The organism is Vibrio pomeroyi, from assembly GCA_041879425.1.
Taxonomy (GTDB): Bacteria; Pseudomonadota; Gammaproteobacteria; order Enterobacterales; family Vibrionaceae; genus Vibrio; species Vibrio pomeroyi_A.
In genome coordinates this window covers 1,702,714-1,721,218 of sequence record CP090854.1, presented here as the reverse complement: position 1 = coordinate 1,721,218, position 18,505 = coordinate 1,702,714, and the positions used below count along the sequence as shown (strand labels likewise).

Genomic DNA, 18,505 nt, shown 5'->3' with positions numbered 1-18,505 from the left:
AGGCGAAAAGTACAGGTATTGGCTTAAAGCTAAATGGGTTTAGTTTTCTAGGGCAGCTATCGCGTCGCGTAAACTTTTCGGGCGCATATCGGTCCAAACTTTACGGATGTGCTCAAGACAATGTTCTTTGTTGCCTTTTACTCCAACCTCAGTCCAACCGTTTGGCACTAAGTGATAAGTTGGCCAAATGCTGTATTGTTCTTGCGCGTTTATAACAACGGTAAATTCTGTATTTGGGCTATCAATACTCATTCTTTCCTCAACTAACTTTGTTTTATTTTAGTTTTGAACCTAACTTGGCTCTTAAAAACTCAAGCGACAACACTTTCTAGAGCTTGGTGCGCTTGAGCTAAATTCCCTTTACTCAGCTCAATCAGATTGCCGGTATCCATTTTAAAAATTCGGTCTGCGGCATCAAAATAAGCGTCATCATGAGTAATCGCGATAACCGTCACACCACGCTGTTTAAGTAGCGGAAGTAACTGGCGGTAAAAGAGTTTTCTGAATCTTGGGTCCTGATCAGCGGCCCATTCATCAAGTAGAATACATCCACGTTTTTCGAGTACTGACATCATCAATGCCAGTCGTTTCCGCTGACCTTGCGAATATCTCACGTCGCTCAACTTACCTTGGTGATGTTCGACCTTGTGCGCCATTTCAAGTCGTATCATCCACTCATCAATATCTTGGTTTTCGATCTCTTGGCCTTCACCATCGACGATTTGATGAAACAGATGAAAGTCACTGAACACTGCTGAGAATTGATGGCGATAGTCTTGCCAATGTTCTTGAGTTACTTCGTTACCATCGACATAAACCTGACCAGAATGCGGTCGGTAAAGCCCTGTTAGAAGGCGAGCAAAGGTCGATTTCCCGCTACCATTCCCACCAATAATAAAGATGTGTTCACCACGTTCGATCTTGAAGTCAATCGGGCCTACACCAAAAGAGTCACCATCAGAATCTGAACGATATCGATAGCTGGCTCCTACGAGTTCTAGTGAATTGAATACTTTGGTTTGCGCGAGCTTCGGGTTGAGGCTAAGTTCGGTGCTCAAGTCTAACGACGACAACTTCTTCATCGATATGTTGGCGGTGATCAGTGTTGGAATTGAGCCGACTGCCGACATCAATGGCGTTCTCATGAACAGCACAACTAAGGCGAACGTAGAAGCGACTTCCAGTGACGCCCACCCCAAACCCGTCGCAAGGTAAAAATTCAAACCGATTAACGCCAATACAACGGTGTTCGCCATGTTGGCTGCAAAACCATTTAAGATGTCTGCTTGTGTCACTTCTTTTCGATACCCTTCCGCATTCGCCGAAAAAGTTTCATCAAAGTAACGTTTAGCCCTGAATGGATTTAACGAGAGCTCTTTACGACCGTCAATCAAAGACTGGTAATCGTGATACAGTTTGTCGTCATATTCACGAACCTGTTTAACGTGCTTGGTGATGCGTGTAACGAGCATATAGCCAACAACACCCGTTAAAGTGAGCATTAATAAGCTAATACCAAACAATGGCATAGACAAAAAAGCCAAGTAGGCCAAAGCCACCGCTGTTAGCACTAAGCCATAAATCAACTCAGGTAAATGTACGAATGCGATAGTGATATTTCGAATATCGGTATTCAGTGAAGCAAGCACCCCTGCACTTCCTACTTTTTCAACTTGTTCGATATCGGTATTCAAGAGTTGAGAAACCAATTCACAACGTTTGTTGTAAACGAACTTATGGCCCAATTTATGAAGTGCGACCTGTGCGAAAGTGGCTGTCACTAACAGACCAACCAACAACAAGGTGAACTGGAGCAAGGTGTTAGAAAGTGGCTCACTACTCTCAAGTAACTTGTGCTGAATAAACGCAATTACCCCAACACTAAGAAACGCGCTCGCAATACTTAACAAGATCACAAGGGACAATGACTTTTTCTGTTTTTCAGCCAGTAATAGGATTAATCCCATCTCACATACCATTTAATTAATTATTATTGTGATTATCATTATCAATAAATTGACAAGGTAATCCCGTTTAAGCCTAACCAAGTGACTTTGTTGTTTTGTTTCTGCGTTGTTTACACCACCGAGCAATTAGCAATTAGCAATCAAAACGGTGTCATCAACATCATTACACTAAAGCCTTCTCAGCCCCCACATCAGATACATGCCTCCGATAATCGAAGCCACTAAACCTGCTGGAATTTCTTGTGGGTAAAGCCATTGCCTACCAAGCCAATCTGAGAACAACATCAATGCCATACCGATTAGCGAAGAGCAAATAAGGTGTTCTTTGGCACGGCTATATCCGAAAAGCCTAGCCATGTGCGGCGCCATCAACCCAATGAAGCTCAACGGGCCAACCACCAGTGTTGCGCTTACGGTTAAGCAGGCCACCAGCACTAACAACAGAATTCGAGATTTTGGTACGTTTATCCCAAGAGATTGCGCGCTCGCCTGCCCTAGTGGCAACACATCCAGCCATCGCGCACAGAGAAAACCTAACGAGATAAATACAACCGAAGATATCAATAACGGAACAAGTGTTGCTTCGGTAACGTAATACGTTGAACCTGCCAACCAAGCCAAAACTTGATAACTTCTTGGATCGCCACCCGCTAACACAAAGCTCTGTACTGCATTCATTAACGCTGTTATTGCGACACCTGTTAGCAACACTCTTTCAGGTTGAAAGCCAGACTTCTGATTGAGCAGTACAATGATGCCCAAAGTACATACCGCACCAATGAACCCACCAACATATAAGCCAATAACGCTACTTCCAAGCCCGGCAAAGATCGCGATGATCAACCCTAACGCCGTGCCCGAACTGATACCGATAACTTCAGGGCTCGCCATTGGATTACCACTCAAGCGTTGAACGATCGTGCCAGCGACCGCCAACATGCCGCCCGCCAATGCCGCTGCCGTTAATCGAGGTAAACGCCATTCAAGCATTGCCCAGTCTTGAGTTTGAAATAACCAACGCCAACCTTCAGTTTGTATAGAGAACAAACTAAACACGACCAGCGACAGCACAATAGCTAGGCTCGCCAACACCACGGCATGTTTGTTTAAACGCGTTGCTACTTCCTTGTGGCGCGTTAGGACGGTCTGGGTTTGTGATTGGCTTTTCATTGATAACTTTGGCAATAACCACAACAACAATGGCGCGCCCAAGGCTGCGGTTGCCGCACCTGTTGGGATAAACATCGACATAATGCCCGGCAGTTGTTGTATAAAAAGGTCAGTAAGGCTCAATAACAGACCACCAAGTACCATCGAAACCAATAACTTAGGTACTAAACGGTGTACACCCATTAAACGCGCTAGCGCTGGCGCGGCTAAACCGACAAACCCGATAACACCCACAGCACTAACAACCCAAGCCGTTAGCAATACTGCTAATCCGAGGCAAGCGACTCTTAACTTAGGTAATGAAACACCTAAACTCTTAGCGCCCTGCTCTGATAATTGAAGCAAACTCAGTGGTTTTACGAACAGAAACGCCATCAGAGTCGCGATCGCTAAGCGTGGAGCCAAGTACTGAACATCTTCCCATCCGGTTTGAACCAATGAACCTGCGCCCCAAATCATTAAGCCATTCAGTTTGTCTTGGTTCATCATCAACAAGACAGTACTGACAGCACCAAAATAGAGGTTCACGACCAAGCCAGACACAATCACGACGGTTGGAGACAACGCGCGTCGCCAAGACAATACGAATACCAAACCAATCGTAGTTACGCCACCAACAAGTGCTACTAGCGAATAAGACCATTCTAAAAGCCAAGGGGCATAAAGCGTTGCCAACATAAGCGCAAAGCTTGAACCGCTCGCGACACCTAACGTAGACGGCGAAGCTAAAGGGTTTCTGAGCACCTGTTGCATCAAGACACCCACCACTGCGAGCGCTGCGCCAGATAACAACGTGGTGAATAACCTCGGCCACCAAGCCAAATGCAGTTTCACTGAGTCTGGAGAGGTAAAATCAACGCTCCACAAACTAGAAAGTCGGCTCAGTCCGAACTGAGACACAGATAAGTGTTGGCCAATTAGAGCCAATGTAGAAAGCATTAATAGTGTTAAAACACCAAACGATAGAGCTCTCATAACACGTCTCCTTGGTTCAACTCAGAAACAATGAACCTTGCAAAGCGTGTTGCAGAAGGTATCGCCCCGAAGCTCCACACCGCTGGAACCTGTAACGCGGGGTAGCCCGACTCTTTCACAATGTATTGCCAAAACTGATTTGCTTTAAGGCTCTCTTCTGTTCCCGCTGGCATTGGAGAAATAATCACGATTTGTCCTTTAACGCCAATAAGCTGATCGACACCAACCAAACTGTAACCCCAAGCGTTGGTTTGCCCTTTCCATGCGGATTCAAGGCCAATCTTGTTTACTGAAGCTTTGTATAGGCTGTTATCCCCAAAGACGCGAACGTGATTAGTGTCCATGAATTGCACCATCAACATTGCAGGCGCATTTTTGGGTAGCTGAGATCCTAAACGATCCATTTCAGCATTCGCTCCCTTAATCAAAACTTCAGCTTGAGGTTGTTTTTCAGAGACCTCAGCTAACTTTCGAGTAACCGTTTCTAACGCTGACCAATCGACATCACCGCTTCGGTACAAACCAATGGTCGTGACAGGGGCAATTTTGCTTAGTTGAGTCTCCAACGTTGAAAACATTGGCGAGAGTATTATTTTGTCGGGTTTGAGCTCATGAATACGTTCAAGGTTTGGTTGCGTTCGTAAGCCAACATCAGCAACAATTGGGGGGATTTGAGGAGACCTTACCCACGAGTTGTAATCTGGTATTTGCGCTACCGCGACAGGAACAACGCCCAATGCCAAAAGCGTTTCAGTGTGAGTCCAATCGATAGAAACCAATCGAGGTCGATCATCATCATTCATCTCAGGAGTATTTTGCTTGGCTAACGAAAGTGGAGAAAATGCCAGCAAACTCGAGATGGCGACACTTGAGATAAGAGTACGAGTAACGTGCGAGCGATAAAATATTGATTGAAAAGACTGTTTGAACATCATGCTGGCTCCAAATCACCTGGCATCGCGACTGGGTAACCCGCCGAGTGCTGAGTAATGTGCATAGGTACACCATAGATGTCTTTCAATATCGACTCTTTGAACACCTCATCAACCGCGCCTTCGACCAATAGCTCCCCGCTATGAAGGGCAATGATATGATCGCAAAAGCGTGCCGCCATGTTGATATCGTGTATCACGATGATCACACCGATCTCTAACGTTTCACTCAATTGCTTAATCAATGTCAGCATTTCAATCTGATGACCAATATCGAGCGCAGCTAGCGGCTCATCGAGTAATAGGTATTTGGTGCGCTGAGCCAACAACATCGCAAGCCACACACGCTGGCGTTCACCACCCGACAAAGTATCAACTAAACGATCCGCGTATTGTGTTGTGTCGGTGAGTTGCATCGCCTCTTGAACGTATTGCTTATCTTTACTTGAAAGTCGACCTAATAAGCCATGCCAAGGGTAACGACCAAAGCTCACAAGGTCTTTGCCTGACAGGCTATCTGTTGCGGGTAAATGTTGTGGTAAGTAGGCAATTTGCTGAGCGAAATCTTTATCTGACCACTTAGCGACAGGTTTATCTTTAAGAAAAATATCACCAGAAGTGGCGTGCTGTTGCTTTGCTAGCAACTTTAATAAGGTCGATTTCCCGGAGCCGTTGTGCCCAACTAAAGCGTAAATTTTTCCTTGCTCAAACGACACATCAAATGTCTTGAGCAATTGCTTATCTCCTACGCTAAAACCGAGTCCCTTTGCTTCGAGCATATCTTCAACCTTAAAACACATCATTCACTAAAAAATTAATGAAATACGAACATATTCATAAAATCATTAACAGACACGCTTTTATACACTTGCAAAAATTCAAATGCAAACGATTTTCATTTAGATTAAACTAGATACCATACGAGCTTTTCCACTATAATTTAAAGGGTTAGCGTTCTTACGATCAATCACATACGCTTGTTAAGGATTATTCACCTTGTTGCAAAATGGTTAAGCCAATGAAGAACAGCACCTTTCACCCATTACCACTGGATCATCCGTTTGTGGTCGATGAATTCTGTTTTAAAACAGACTTGGGCTTTAAAGATAAAGAGATTGATATCCCTATCGCGCAGTTTGATAATCGGCACTTCAAAGACAAGCTATTTGATATCACCAACGTGTACTGCCCCATCGCAATTACTCATTCGGTCGACAAAAGGAAGGCCGAATACTTTGCAGGGCGTTATTTGGTCGCGAAGGAGTTACAACAACTGGGCTTTGCACATCAGAGGCTTGAGCCAAGCATTGATCGAAGCCCAACGTTGCCTTCAGGTGTTGTGGGTTCAATTTCCCACAGTGAAGACTTGGCTTGTATTACGGTTTTACCTTCTCGTAATTCAAACAGAGAAAGCATCGGGATTGATATTCAACACCTAATAACAAATGACGTGTGTCGTGATATCGGAAACATGGTGGCAAACGTTGACGAGATAGAGCTTATGGTGAAGTTTGGGATGATTCATTCAGAAGCTGTGACATTGCTATTCTCGGCTAAGGAAGCCATCTATAAAGCATTGGCTCGGTTTGTGACTATCGGCTTAGATTTTGGCTCAGCGACACTGATCTCGATAGATAAAGACGCCGTTAAGTTTGCATTATCACAACAAGTCATTTTGCACACTCGTAGCATCATAAGTGACAGTGTAGCAGAAGCTAATTTGAGTGCAGTGACCTGTCAATACAGGTACTTAGAACAACAGCAAGCGTATTTTACCGTGTGTTACTACCAACTCAACAAATAGCAATTACGCTGCTTAACCAACTTAAATAGGAATGCTCATTACATGATGGTCGGGATCGGTTTCTATATCGACGGTTGACCAGCCAAGGGAGAGATACAGAGATGGAATGTTAGTGTAGGCGTAAAGATCACACGTTGAATCTTGTGACGCTGCAGACTGATAGAAACCTGGCATTTGCTCGACCGCACGCTTGATCAACTCACTCGCAATACCTTGACCGCGCCATTCCTCATCCACATAAACGGCATTGATCCACACCACATCCCTCACTTGATGAGGTTCTTGAAAATGGGAATACGCCAAACCGCCAATCACGATATTTTCGCGAAGCACTACGAGTACAGGTGGCAATTGAATATTGTCGGGGTTTGATTGCTCTGGATAGGCCGTTTTAAACTCAAAATCCGCCCATTCGCTTTGAAAAAGACGTTCGAGCTGTTGCCAGTGTGGTGAGTGTTGATCACATTGTCTGAAGACGACTTTCTGCATTCAAAATTCCTTTTCAAATACTGGATAAATGGGTCTGTAAATCATGACTTTTAATGTAGAGACAGAAGACGAATATCACTACTCTTCTTCCTCATAACGGTCATCGTCTGGCTCTTGATTTATCTCTTCCCCACAGCCTAAGCATTCGGCTTGTAAGTCAGTTGGCATAACAATAATCAAACCACAATGAGGACATAAATCGCCTTGCTGATGCATACTGATTTTCCTTCAACTTCACGTGATAACTTAATCACGACGATAACTTATTCACGAAAATAACTTAGGGTACTTTTGCTTACTCGTTTCTAACCAATCATGGATAACTTGCAAAGCAGATTCAGACGGCGGTGCATTCCTTTTGCCACAGATTTGGTCAATCTCAAACGGAAACACTTTGCTCGGCACACGTCGCAAGCCTATGGTCAAACGCTGAGGTTTCAACACTCTAAACACCACATAGCGATCACTCATGATTCTATTATGGTACACGCCTATACAGTGTTTTTGCTCGATGCCCTCTTTCTCGAGGTCGTAGTAATCGGTAATTGGGTGGATGTTGTCATTACCAAGTAGAGGTACAGGATAAGGGATATCCATGTCTACTGGGCGACTGCCTTCTAAACGACGCAGTTGACGCTGTTCCGTCCATCTATCATGCAGTTGCTCAAACATCGCGAACGAGTTTTGACTGGTGATAGAGCGCAGCGGATCATCGATTTCTAAATCTTGCCCTAACAAAATTGCATCTTGGAACATCGCCATCTTCGATGGAGCATTGAGTCGACCCTCTTCAACCATTGCAATACCGAGTCGGCTGCCCGTCAAAAATGGGTGCACTTGGTCCAAACGCAGTGCTGTGTAGCCAACCTTTGAATAGTGCTTAAACTTAAGAACGCGTCTTTGTAATGGCTCAAGGATTCGAACGATGTGGTCGAGCTCATCGCCAACGTTGTAGTGCAGTTCTAGCTTATCAATAAATTTTAGGGTCGCTTTGCTGCTGTCCAAACCCAACTTAGCTAAGATCTTCTTTTGTCCTAAACGGCTCAGTTCTAATGCTTTCTGATTATCGACACTGTATTTCATACAGATCAGCGCCAAGATAACGGGTCTTAATTCAAGCAGTTGCGCCGCTTCATAGGTGTTCGCAGCCAACCATAGCATTTGATACTGATACTCGGGAAAGTCATCTGTGATTTCACGATAACGAGCAGGCAAGGATTCTAACCAGCGACCATTAACATCAAACTGTTCCACAAGATTGAGACTTAACCCAATGCCACCATCGAGCGGGCGTCTACCATCTTCAAACACATGAAAGCCCACGAGCTTTTGCGACCAATCACTGATCTCAATATCGTAATCAAAGCCGAGTGTTCGAGTGGGAATGGTAAGTAATGCTGTCATTGATGCCTCTTCGTTAATGGCGCGTTGAACTGTCGAGCCTATCTCCTAGCATAAGCTAACGCTCGAACCACTATAACAACCTTTTGTAAATTTCTTATCAATCAAAGCGATATAAATACGGGGGTACTTAGAAGATCTTTGAATGATGATTTTGCGCAATATGAGACATCTTCGATATCATTTGCGCCAACAAAAACTATGCTTGATACATAACCCACAATAAAAGGCTTAAATTATGGAATACCGACATATTCTAGTCGCCGTTGAACTATCTGAAGACACCAAAGTACTTATTGATAGAGCGGCTTTCTTCGCCGATAAACTCGATGCGGGTATTTCGTTTGTTTATATCGACGGTACTCATGGTGAAATTTATCCTGAACTCGTTGATATTCAAGGAAACGACGGTGATTTACCCATCAATGAAGATGCAGTTAATCATCTGAAAGAGTTTGAGGCTTATGCCAAGCACCCTATCAAGCATATTTTCGTGGGTACGGGCGATTTGAACGATAAACTCAAGAATACCATCGAAGCAAACAACGTCGACCTATTGATGTGTGGTCACCACCATGATTTTTGGCATAAGCTTATTTCCCATTCGAAACAGATCATCGACACCTCTCCTATCGATATTCTAGTCGTTCCTATGGAATAGAGGCTTTAACGAACACCTTAGAAAAACCCTGTCTTGCCAACCTCTATCGGTATTATTGGTTGGCTCATCCTACCCTTATTAAATCATCTTCTTAAACCCAATCTAACTATCATTCACTGGCTGAAATCATTTGTGATCTTGTCAGCCCATCAACTCGTAAGCGTCTAATAATTAAAAATAACGAGTGTAAGCAATGAAAAAGATTGGCCTCTATCTGTTTACAAATGACTTAAGAATCAATGACAACCTACTACTCCATCATGCAGCACAGAGTGTCGACGAACTCATCTGCGTAATTGTAAAACCTAGCTTATCTCAATTCTCCGCAGACTTCGCCCAACACTATGAATACGGTTTTCGTCGTCGTGATTTCATTTCGCAGTCAATTGTCAATCTTGCAGCGAATTTAGAAGGCCTTGGACAAAAACTCATTCTTGTAAGTCAGAACCGACTGGAGTCCAATACAACCATTCAAACGCTCAGTCATGTCATTGCTTCACAACACGTCACACACTTTTTCGCAAGCGCACACTGTGGATACGATGAACGATCGTTAACAAACGAGTTATTAGATAAACACCCAAATTTAATATCCAGTTTGTCGCACCACTCCACCCTATTTGAACAAGATGAACTGCCGTTTGACTTATCAAAACTTCCACGCTCGTTTACCAAGTTCAGAATGCAAGTTGAACACATGGACATTGATACTTCTGAAACGGTCATTTCTCACCTTCCACCCGCTCCCGCATCTCTATCTGACCAGTCTGATATTCTAAATGAGAGCCCACACTCTTCGGTATACCTAGGTGGAGAAACAGCAGGTTTAACGCACTTAAAACACTACTTCTCACAGAGCCATGCTCGCTCTTACAAACAGACACGGAATGCGTTTGATGGCATTGAAAATTCAACCAAGTTCTCGCCTTGGTTGGCACTTGGCTGTGTTTCACCAAAAACAATCTATCGCCAATTAAAACAGTTTGAAGCGCAACACGGAGCAAACGACTCAACTTATTGGATCTACTTTGAGTTGTTATGGCGCGAGTACTTCTATTGGAAAGGCTTATCGCTAGGGTCGTCACTGTTCGGGGCAAACAATGAGCCCGATAATCAAAACACCTCAACAACATCTAACCTCTGTTTCGCTAAATGGAAAAGTGGCAACACCAACTACCCGATTGTCGATGCCTGTATGCGCCAACTTAACGCCACCGGTTATATGTCTAACCGAGGAAGACAGCTTGTCGCGAGCTGTTTGATTTATGAGTTAGGGATCGATTGGCGACATGGCGCGGCTTACTTTGAGAGTCAGCTCATAGACTATGATGTGGCATCAAACTGGGGTAACTGGGCGTATATTGCCGGGGCGCTCAACTCTCAAGCAAACAGTCAGGCCAACAAGCAAGCCAGTGCCAATCAAGCGCAACCTAAATCACGCCATTTCGATTTAGTTAAGCAGACAGAGATGTATGACCCAGAGCACATATTTATCAACAAATGGCACCGTGAAGACGAAGCTTCAGCCTCACCTAGATACCAGGACGTAATATGAAATACAAAACCGTGCGCCTTATTTTGGGTGACCAACTCAACATCGAGCACTCTTGGTTCGCTCAAGTTAACGATGACGTTATCTACATCATCGCAGAGCTCAAACAAGAGACAGACTACGTCGCGTCACACGTACAGAAAGTCGCTGCGTTCTTCTCTGCTATGGGCTACTTCGCTGAGGAACTGACACAACGCGGCCATCAAGTATTACACCTAACCTTGGATGACACGGCACAATTCAATAACCTCGATGCATTGCTACACCACTACACACATGAGTTTGACGCTGAAAAGTTCGAATACCAAAGGCCCGACGAATACCGCCTCTTGCAGCAGTTGAACCAGCTTAAGTTATCCAAAGCGATCAAAGGGTGCTGCGATACAGAGCACTTCCTTCTCCCATTTGACGAAATTGAACAGCAGTTTCCGAAAGACAAACACATCATGATGGAACACTTCTATCGTCGAATGAGAAAACGCTTTGATATTCTATTAGAAGACGGAAAGCCGGTCGGAGGTAAATGGAACTACGACGCAAACAACCGTAAGAAGCTTAAGAAGCAAGACATCGAAAACCTGCCCCAGCCTTTGATGTTTGCGAACGATATCTCCTCTATCTTAGAAAGGATCGAGCGCCATCATGTAGAAACCATAGGACAAGTGGGTAACCAGTTATTATGGCCAGTCAATCGTGCGCAAAGCTTGTCTCTGCTTGCTCACTTCTGCCAAGTCTGTCTGCCGCTATTTGGACACTTTCAAGATGCTATGACCACAGAACACGACTCTAAATGGAGCTTGTATCACAGCCGCATTTCGTTCTCGTTGAACAGCAAACTTCTTAGCCCCAAAGAAGTCATTGATGCTGCACTCTCCGCCTACCAAGCATCTTCCAAGGTAAACGCTGCAACTATCGATATTGCACAAGTCGAAGGCTTCGTGCGTCAAATTCTGGGGTGGCGTGAATACATACGTGCGGTGTATTGGGCGAACATGCCTGCGTACGCCAACAAAAACCACTATGCCGCCGACCGTCAATTGCCGCATTACTTCTGGGATGGTCAAACCAAAATGAACTGCATGAAGCACGCGATTGGTCAGTCATTAGAATTTGCTTACGCGCATCATATTCAAAGGCTCATGGTCACTGGCAACTTCTGCTTAATCACGGGCATCGCCCCCGACCAAGTCGACAGTTGGTACCTTGGCATTTACGTTGATGCCATTGAATGGGTCGAAATGCCAAATACGCGAGGTATGGCACTGTTTGCGGATGGCGGGATCGTAGGAACCAAACCATACTCTGCCAGCGGTTCGTACATTAATCGCATGAGTGACTACTGCAAAGGCTGTCACTATCAGATTAAAGAACGCAGTGGTAAAAGCTCGTGTCCATTCAATAGCTTGTATTGGCGTTTTATGAATCAACACCGTGAAGCATTAAACCGCAACCCTCGAATGGGGATGTTGTATCGCTCTTGGGACAACATGGACGAACAAGACCAGCAAGTAATACTTGATACTGCAGAACAACGACTGACTAACTTGGAGGACTTATAATGGTGGAGCAACTCAGATTACACATATTGGTTATTGGTGGTAGTGGCGGCATCGGTTTCGCCGTGGTTAATCACCTATTGTCTGAGCTGTCGCGCTTTGATTTTCTCGATGTGCATGTCGACGCCACTTATCGCTCACAACAACCTGATCTAGAAGATCACAGGCTACATTGGCATCGAGTCGATGCGACCAACGAAAACGATATAAAAGAGCTCAGCACGCAATTCGAAAGATTGGATTGGTTAATAAACTGCGTCGGTATACTGCATACGCCAGACTTAGGGCCAGAAAAGAATCTATCGTCTATCGACCCCGAGTTCTTTTTGAAAAACATCTCCGTCAATACCCTACCTAGCTTGCTATTGGCTAAGCACTTCACCCCAATCCTTAAAGCCAGCGACAATCCAAAATTTGCCGTGGTATCAGCTAAAGTAGGCAGCATTTCAGATAACAGATTAGGCGGTTGGTACAGCTATCGCTCATCTAAAGCCGCGCTGAACATGTTCATCAAAACCATGTCGATCGAATGGCAACGAACACTCAAGAAAGGCACTGTGTTAGCGCTGCACCCTGGGACAACTGACACCGCTCTATCGAAGCCGTTCCAAAACAATGTACCACAAGGAAAGCTGTTTGATTCTAGTTATGTTGCCCATCAATTGGTCGATATTGTTCGGACTGCGACACCAGAACAGAGCGGGCATTTTTACGCATACGATGGTGAACAACTGACTTGGTAAGAACGAATAAAAGAAAACCCAACAGAGCAGTTGTTCTGTTGGGTTAATTCGTTTTAAGAAGAGATGGTTCGGAACAAAGAATAGCGTAAAAGCTTAAGATTCAGCCCAATTAAACTTACTCTCGTCCACTCCGTCTTTCTCTTCCTTAGCACGTTCACGTCGATGTTGTTCTTCAATTCTGGCCGCGTCTATCTCATGCATAATTGCATCGATGTCTGCCAAAGCATCACTTTCTGTAAACTCGCCAGTTAGCTTGCTGTCTGGCTTCAGGTCGCCTTTTTCATAGAGCGCCCACATTTCCTTGGCGTACTCAGTCTTCGCCAATTCAGGTGCAAACTGCGCGTAATAGTCACGAATGTTATTGATATCACGAGTCAGCATCCACTCGGCATTGTTGTTCGCCGAAGCATCAACCGCTTGTGGTAAATCGATAATCACCGGACCGTACTCATCAACCAATACGTTGAATTCAGACAAGTCACCATGGATCAAACCGACACACAACATCTTAACCACGTAGGTCATCATCACTGCGTGATCTTCAATAGCTTGCTCGGGTGACATCACAACATCATTAAGTCTTGGAGCCACGTAACCTTCGTCGTCCGTAACCAATTCCATCAGCAACACGCCGTCAAAGCAACCATATGGGACAGGCACACGAACGCCCGCTTCGGCTAGCTTATACAGAGCATCTACTTCAGCGCTTTGCCACACCTTCTCTTGCTGTTCGCGACCAAAACCAGAGCCTTTTTCCATCGCTCTCGCTCGGCGGCTATTACGCACCTTTCGACCTTCTCGGTATGCCGTGGCTTTTTTAAAACTACGCTGGCTAATTTCCTTATATACCTTGGCACAACGGATCGTATCGCCGCAGCGTACAATGTACACCGATGCTTCTTTGCCACTCATAAGTTGGCTTGTCACCTCGTCGACTAAACCATCGTCAACTAAAGGCTGTATTCTTTTAGGTATCTTCATGCCGCCTTTATACATCACTTATCTTACAGATAGAAATATAAACTTAAGAAATGAAGGGATAAGCGATTAAAGACTTATTAAATGAAACAGAAACGAAAGTAAGACTTCAATTTGGAGTTATGAAAGTAGGGTTTTATATGGAAGGATCTTGTGAAGGCTTAGGTTTATGACGACGACACCGTTCAGAGCAATAGATGACTTCATCCCAACAACGCTGCCACTTTTTACGCCACGAGAAAGGTTTGTTGCAAACTGGACATGTCTTCGTTGGGAGGTGTGATTTCTTGTGCATGCCCGATTCCTTCTGTGTGAGATACTCTCCATCAACTTGCTAAACAGCGAGATTCCCTATTACGCTCCTCCCTCGCTTTAGGGAATGACGAAGGTAATGTGACCCACTCCAGACTCCCTATTACGCTCGTTCCGGCTTTTGGGAGTGACGACAGAGTGATTGATGACCACTCCCGACTCCGTCATCCTCGAGAAGGAGGAACGACTGAGTCGGGGATCTGCTTATTCTATCTTTGTTTCTGGGCTGAATAACATGCCTAGAATCTACGCAACAACTTTGTACTGCTTCTCCATCTCACTGACACCAAGACCAGAGTGTTTCGTCACTTTCAACTGAACAGGCACTCGCTCTTTCAGTGCTTCAACGTGACTGATGACGCCAATCATCTTGCCTGACGCATTCAGGTTATCGAGCGCATTCAGTGCGATGTCCAATGTGTCACTATCAAGCGTGCCAAACCCTTCATCCAAGAACAGAGAGTCAATACTGGTTTTGTAACTCACAAGATCAGAAAGTGCTAATGCCAACGCCAAACTCACTAAGAAGCTTTCGCCGCCTGATAGAGTTTTGGTATCACGCATCATATCGCCCTGCCAGGTATCCAATACCTGCAACTCTAAGCCATCGTCTGCTTTACGTTTTAACTCATAACGACCGTGTAAACGCTGAAGCTGCTTGTTCGCTAAATACACCAAATTTTCCAGCGTTAGTCCCTGTGCAAACTTACGGAATTTGTCGCCATTTTTTGAGCCAATTAACGAGTTCAGACGAGAGATATCATCAAACTCAACTTGTTGTTCAGAGATCTGCTTGAACAAGTCTTGTTGGTTACTGCGATTCTGTCGATCCGTTTCAAGATTGGCAGAAATCGCACCGACCTTCGTCGCATGGCTTTGTTGCGCGTTTTGACATTCCATCGTTGCCTCTTCGACTTGCTGTTGATCTTGCTCTTGCCATGTTTGCGCGTTGTCGTGGTTTTGTAGCTCCGCTTGAGCTGCTTTAGCGGTGTTTAACCTTGCTTGCGCACTAACAATCGCTTCGTCTAACGACTTCTTAAGGTGTTGCAGTTGAGTTCGAACTTCTTCGTCTAACAGTGCGACTTCAAAATCAACTTCAGATTCGAATGGGCTCGCTTGTAAAGCTTCGACCCAAGCAGTCGTTGCTTGCGTGTGGCTTGATTGCTTACTCACTAATTCATCAGAGAAACCTATATGTTTGGTTTGCTCGGTTCGATGCTCCAGTTCACAGCGGTTAACAACCACCTGAGCGGCATCAAATGCAGTGACCGCATCCGCCACTTTCTGCTTCATCGCATTGCTGGCAGTTTGAATGTCTTTATCACCAAACAACTGCGCCCTTTCCGAGCCGATGCGAGCCAATTCCGCCGCTATCGATTCGCTCTCTTTTGTCAGCGTATCCAGCTCTTTCTGCACACTGCTTAGCTTGTCATCCAGCGTTTTTTGCTCAGCACATTGAGTAATCAGTTGCTTCTCTAGTTCGGCGTGTTGTTGTTTTGTTTGCATCCATGTGTTTGATGCTTGGAGCTTTTCAGCGAACCAAGCGTCAATGTGTTCAAGTTCAGGCGCTTCGATAGAGGTTTCAACAATACTCTCTTTTAGCGAGCTCCATTGTTGATCTTTCTGTTGAGCCGTGTGGTTTATCTGCTCGTTTACACTTTGGTTTTGTTTGTTGAGATCAGCTAAGCGTTGCTCGGCCAGTTCTAGATTTGCTTGCGCTTTGTCTGCCGTCAAACTCGCTGATAAACGCTGTTTCTCGGCTTCAAAAAACAAAGTTTTAGCTTCGACGAGTGCTTTCAACTGTTGCAAGGTTTGATTAAGTTGAAGCTCACATTGCTCAGCGAACATCGTCACGGCAGCTTCGTTACCTAAATCGTTAACCGTTAACAATGCCAACTCTGGAGCCACGTTAGGGAAATCAGACAAACTCTGTTGAAGCTTACCAATTATGCCTTGCCAGTTCATTTGAGCTTGTTGAATGTCCGTTTGAGCGCGCAGAATGTCATCATTAAACGCGGTAATCATAGGAGCAAGAGAATCCAGTTGTTGACGATGCTCTTGACCGTCTTTCTTGATGATTGCTAACTCATGCTTTTCACGCTCTTGTTGAGCAACCAAGTTTGCAATATCTTGCGACTGCTCAATCGAATGATCTGTTGAACCACAGAGTGGGCACTCAGATCCAGATTCTAGAGCTGCTCGGTATTTTGCCAGTTCCCCTTCTTGCGCAATCAACAAGGTTAAGCGTTCAAGCGATGTCTCTTTCTCTTTGTATCGTTCGACTAACACTTCGCGTTCTTTCGATAGCTTATCAACTTGCTGAGTATTAATTTGATGCGCTTGAGTTTTAGCCCCAAGCTGTTGCTGGGCGTTTAAAAAGCTACGATTAATGTCCAGTAACGAGTGCGTGTTGCGATTCCAGAACTCCAACAACTCTTTTTGAGTATGTAACACCTGTTCACTGGTATTGCCTTGTAAGGCTTCCCATTGCTGCTTGGTATTGTTTTCTGTCACCACCAATTCAGCTAAGGTTTGGTCTTGTGTTTCTTTAGCTTGTTGCGCACTTTTGATAACCGCTTGTTGAGTATCAAGAGCCGACAAAGCTTGCTTAGCCGAGTTTAACTGCTCTGAATGTTGACGTTCTAAACCGCGAACTTGCTCGACCTTGGCTTGCCACTGGCCTAAGTATTTTTCTAATTGTTGGTCGGCTTGGTGTACTGTTAAGTAATCAGAGCTAAGCTTTTCTTGCTGTTTCAACTCATCGATCTGCTGCGTTAATACAAGCTGATGATTGCGCTGCTGCGAGTGTTGCTCATTGAGTGCATTCGCAGAATTAACTGCAGCAGATTGCTTGTCTTTAAGCACCGCAATTTGATTATCTAGCGGTCGAACCTGCTCAATGATCTTCTCTTGATCTTGTTGTTCGTTTTTTACCTGTTCGACAAGGGAACTGCTTTGAGTCAGCTTCGCTTGTGCGTCTTGTTTCTCCGCGTCACGAACTGCCAGTAATTTAGTGCTGTTATTTAGGTTAGCTTGAGTGGTACTTACCTCTTGCTCGCAACGCTTTAAATCTTTATGCAGCGGGCGTAGTTTTTCAGCTGGTTCGCTATTTGCCAAGCGTGCCAACGATGCTTGGTTATGTTGCAATTCATCCTGCGCAGTTTTTAAGTCGTGCTCGCTCGTCGCAATCGTGTGTTGCGCTTTGGTCACGTCTTTCCACCAGCTAAGGTGGGCTTGCCACTCTTTGAGTTGCTCGGCTAAACGCTTTTGTTCGGCTTCAAGGGTTTCTCGTTCCGTGGTGAGTTCTTGAATTTGCTCTTCAGACAATAAGCTTACACCCTCGGCTTTCGCTTTCAGGTGGTTCAGTGCTTCTTCACTCGATTTAAAGTGATCGTAAATACGCTCTGAAATTAGGCTATAAACTTCAGTCCCTGTTAGCTCTTCGAGTAGCTCGGCACGATCATTTGCATTGGCATTGAGGAATGCAGCAAATTCGCCTTGAGACAACATGATCGATTTAGTAAAGCGTGAAAAGTCCAAACCCGTTACCTGTTCAACCAGCTTGGTCTTCTTGGTTAACATGGTTTCTAAGACTTTATCGGTGTCGGCATCCGCAAATTCACAAGTCGGTGTTTGCAATGCGCCATCGTGTTTACCGCGGGCACGTTTTTGATGGAAGTTGGAACGGTAGGTTTTACCTTGAACTTCAAATTCAAGCTCAGCAAAACATTCGCCAGTACCGCGCGTCATCAGTTCGTTATTGCCTTTCGCAATACTCTTCAAACGTGGCGTTCGGTGGAATAACGCTAAACAGATCGCATCAAGAATGGTTGTTTTACCCGCCCCGGTTGGGCCTGTAATGGCAAACAGACCATTTTCTGCAAACGGCGATTGGGTAAAATCGAGCTTCCAACGCCCTTTCAAAGAGTTTAGGTTTTCAAATTCTAAGCTTAAAATCTTCATAC

General features: G+C 44.9%; 16 protein-coding genes. 5 read left to right on the top strand and 11 right to left on the bottom strand.

What is annotated here, in order from left to right:
* Positions 1 to 39: 39 nt before the first annotated feature.
* The 5 genes from L0992_07765 to L0992_07745 form a co-directional block, all read right to left on the bottom strand.
* Positions 40 to 252, bottom strand: a complete 213-nt coding sequence (locus L0992_07765) for an MbtH family NRPS accessory protein (GenBank protein ID XGB68569.1) — start codon at positions 250 to 252, stop codon at positions 40 to 42.
* A 59-nt stretch (positions 253 to 311) separates the two neighbouring features.
* A complete protein-coding gene (locus L0992_07760) occupies positions 312 to 1,967 on the bottom strand; it encodes a multidrug ABC transporter permease/ATP-binding protein (GenBank protein XGB68568.1) in 1,656 nt (551 codons plus the stop codon).
* Between the two features lie 168 nt (positions 1,968 to 2,135).
* Entirely contained in the window at positions 2,136 to 4,112 is a 1,977-nt protein-coding gene (gene fhuB / locus L0992_07755) for a Fe(3+)-hydroxamate ABC transporter permease FhuB (GenBank protein XGB68567.1), read from the bottom strand.
* The gene (locus L0992_07750; protein ID XGB68566.1) at positions 4,109 to 5,047 is read right to left on the bottom strand and encodes an ABC transporter substrate-binding protein; all 939 of its coding nucleotides are present in this window, start codon (positions 5,045 to 5,047) and stop codon (positions 4,109 to 4,111) included. Before L0992_07750 ends, fhuB begins: the two co-directional genes overlap by 4 nt.
* On the bottom strand, positions 5,044 to 5,823 hold the full coding sequence (locus L0992_07745; GenBank protein ID XGB68565.1) for an ABC transporter ATP-binding protein: 780 nt from the start codon (positions 5,821 to 5,823) through the stop codon (positions 5,044 to 5,046). Before L0992_07745 ends, L0992_07750 begins: the two co-directional genes overlap by 4 nt.
* 239 nt (positions 5,824 to 6,062) lie before the next feature.
* Here L0992_07745 and L0992_07740 point away from each other — a divergent pair, with 239 nt between their 5' ends.
* Entirely contained in the window at positions 6,063 to 6,848 is a 786-nt protein-coding gene (locus L0992_07740) for a 4'-phosphopantetheinyl transferase superfamily protein (protein XGB68564.1), read from the top strand.
* 21 nt (positions 6,849 to 6,869) lie between these two features.
* On the opposite strand, the gene L0992_07735 is transcribed toward L0992_07740, so the two are convergent.
* From L0992_07735 to L0992_07725, 3 genes are all read right to left on the bottom strand, one after another.
* A complete protein-coding gene (locus L0992_07735) occupies positions 6,870 to 7,337 on the bottom strand; it encodes a GNAT family N-acetyltransferase (GenBank protein ID XGB68563.1) in 468 nt (155 codons plus the stop codon).
* 78 nt (positions 7,338 to 7,415) lie between these two features.
* On the bottom strand, positions 7,416 to 7,553 hold the full coding sequence (locus tag L0992_07730; GenBank protein ID XGB68562.1) for a hypothetical protein: 138 nt from the start codon (positions 7,551 to 7,553) through the stop codon (positions 7,416 to 7,418).
* A gap of 51 nt (positions 7,554 to 7,604) precedes the next feature.
* Complete coding sequence (locus L0992_07725; protein XGB68561.1) at positions 7,605 to 8,741, bottom strand: PcfJ domain-containing protein; 1,137 nt, start codon at positions 8,739 to 8,741, stop codon at positions 7,605 to 7,607.
* 235 nt (positions 8,742 to 8,976) lie between these two features.
* Here L0992_07725 and L0992_07720 point away from each other — a divergent pair, with 235 nt between their 5' ends.
* The 4 genes from L0992_07720 to L0992_07705 all read left to right on the top strand — a co-directional run bounded on the left by L0992_07720 (position 8,977) and on the right by L0992_07705 (position 13,250).
* Entirely contained in the window at positions 8,977 to 9,399 is a 423-nt protein-coding gene (locus L0992_07720) for a universal stress protein (GenBank protein XGB68560.1), read from the top strand.
* A gap of 193 nt (positions 9,400 to 9,592) precedes the next feature.
* Complete coding sequence (locus tag L0992_07715; GenBank protein ID XGB68559.1) at positions 9,593 to 10,954, top strand: DASH family cryptochrome; 1,362 nt, start codon at positions 9,593 to 9,595, stop codon at positions 10,952 to 10,954.
* Positions 10,951 to 12,510 carry a cryptochrome/photolyase family protein gene (locus L0992_07710; protein ID XGB68558.1) on the top strand — a complete coding sequence of 520 codons (1,560 nt, stop codon included), beginning with the start codon at positions 10,951 to 10,953 and terminating at the stop codon, positions 12,508 to 12,510. Before L0992_07715 ends, L0992_07710 begins: the two co-directional genes overlap by 4 nt.
* On the top strand, positions 12,510 to 13,250 hold the full coding sequence (locus L0992_07705; GenBank protein ID XGB68557.1) for an SDR family oxidoreductase: 741 nt from the start codon (positions 12,510 to 12,512) through the stop codon (positions 13,248 to 13,250). Before L0992_07710 ends, L0992_07705 begins: the two co-directional genes overlap by 1 nt.
* Before the next feature lie 93 nt (positions 13,251 to 13,343).
* Here L0992_07705 and L0992_07700 read toward each other — a convergent pair whose 3' ends face one another.
* The 3 genes from L0992_07700 to L0992_07690 form a co-directional block, all read right to left on the bottom strand.
* On the bottom strand, positions 13,344 to 14,246 hold the full coding sequence (locus tag L0992_07700) for a serine protein kinase RIO (GenBank protein ID XGB68556.1): 903 nt from the start codon (positions 14,244 to 14,246) through the stop codon (positions 13,344 to 13,346).
* Positions 14,247 to 14,364: 118 nt separating this feature from the next.
* Complete coding sequence (locus L0992_07695; GenBank protein ID XGB68555.1) at positions 14,365 to 14,523, bottom strand: DUF2256 domain-containing protein; 159 nt, start codon at positions 14,521 to 14,523, stop codon at positions 14,365 to 14,367.
* A 263-nt stretch (positions 14,524 to 14,786) separates the two neighbouring features.
* Complete coding sequence (locus tag L0992_07690) at positions 14,787 to 18,503, bottom strand: AAA family ATPase (GenBank protein XGB68554.1); 3,717 nt, start codon at positions 18,501 to 18,503, stop codon at positions 14,787 to 14,789.
* Positions 18,504 to 18,505: the final 2 nt, after the last annotated feature.

Coding starts and splice junctions, on each gene's coding strand:
- L0992_07765 (XGB68569.1), bottom strand. CDS start 252: ATGAGTATTGATAGCCCAAATACAGAATTTACCGTTGTTATAAACGCG.
- L0992_07760 (XGB68568.1), bottom strand. CDS start 1,967: ATGGGATTAATCCTATTACTGGCTGAAAAACAGAAAAAGTCATTGTCC.
- fhuB (XGB68567.1), bottom strand. CDS start 4,112: ATGAGAGCTCTATCGTTTGGTGTTTTAACACTATTAATGCTTTCTACA.
- L0992_07750 (XGB68566.1), bottom strand. CDS start 5,047: ATGATGTTCAAACAGTCTTTTCAATCAATATTTTATCGCTCGCACGTT.
- L0992_07745 (XGB68565.1), bottom strand. CDS start 5,823: ATGCTCGAAGCAAAGGGACTCGGTTTTAGCGTAGGAGATAAGCAATTG.
- L0992_07740 (XGB68564.1), top strand. CDS start 6,063: ATGAAGAACAGCACCTTTCACCCATTACCACTGGATCATCCGTTTGTG.
- L0992_07735 (XGB68563.1), bottom strand. CDS start 7,337: ATGCAGAAAGTCGTCTTCAGACAATGTGATCAACACTCACCACACTGG.
- L0992_07730 (XGB68562.1), bottom strand. CDS start 7,553: ATGCATCAGCAAGGCGATTTATGTCCTCATTGTGGTTTGATTATTGTT.
- L0992_07725 (XGB68561.1), bottom strand. CDS start 8,741: ATGACAGCATTACTTACCATTCCCACTCGAACACTCGGCTTTGATTAC.
- L0992_07720 (XGB68560.1), top strand. CDS start 8,977: ATGGAATACCGACATATTCTAGTCGCCGTTGAACTATCTGAAGACACC.
- L0992_07715 (XGB68559.1), top strand. CDS start 9,593: ATGAAAAAGATTGGCCTCTATCTGTTTACAAATGACTTAAGAATCAAT.
- L0992_07710 (XGB68558.1), top strand. CDS start 10,951: ATGAAATACAAAACCGTGCGCCTTATTTTGGGTGACCAACTCAACATC.
- L0992_07705 (XGB68557.1), top strand. CDS start 12,510: ATGGTGGAGCAACTCAGATTACACATATTGGTTATTGGTGGTAGTGGC.
- L0992_07700 (XGB68556.1), bottom strand. CDS start 14,246: ATGTATAAAGGCGGCATGAAGATACCTAAAAGAATACAGCCTTTAGTT.
- L0992_07695 (XGB68555.1), bottom strand. CDS start 14,523: ATGCACAAGAAATCACACCTCCCAACGAAGACATGTCCAGTTTGCAAC.
- L0992_07690 (XGB68554.1), bottom strand. CDS start 18,503: ATGAAGATTTTAAGCTTAGAATTTGAAAACCTAAACTCTTTGAAAGGG.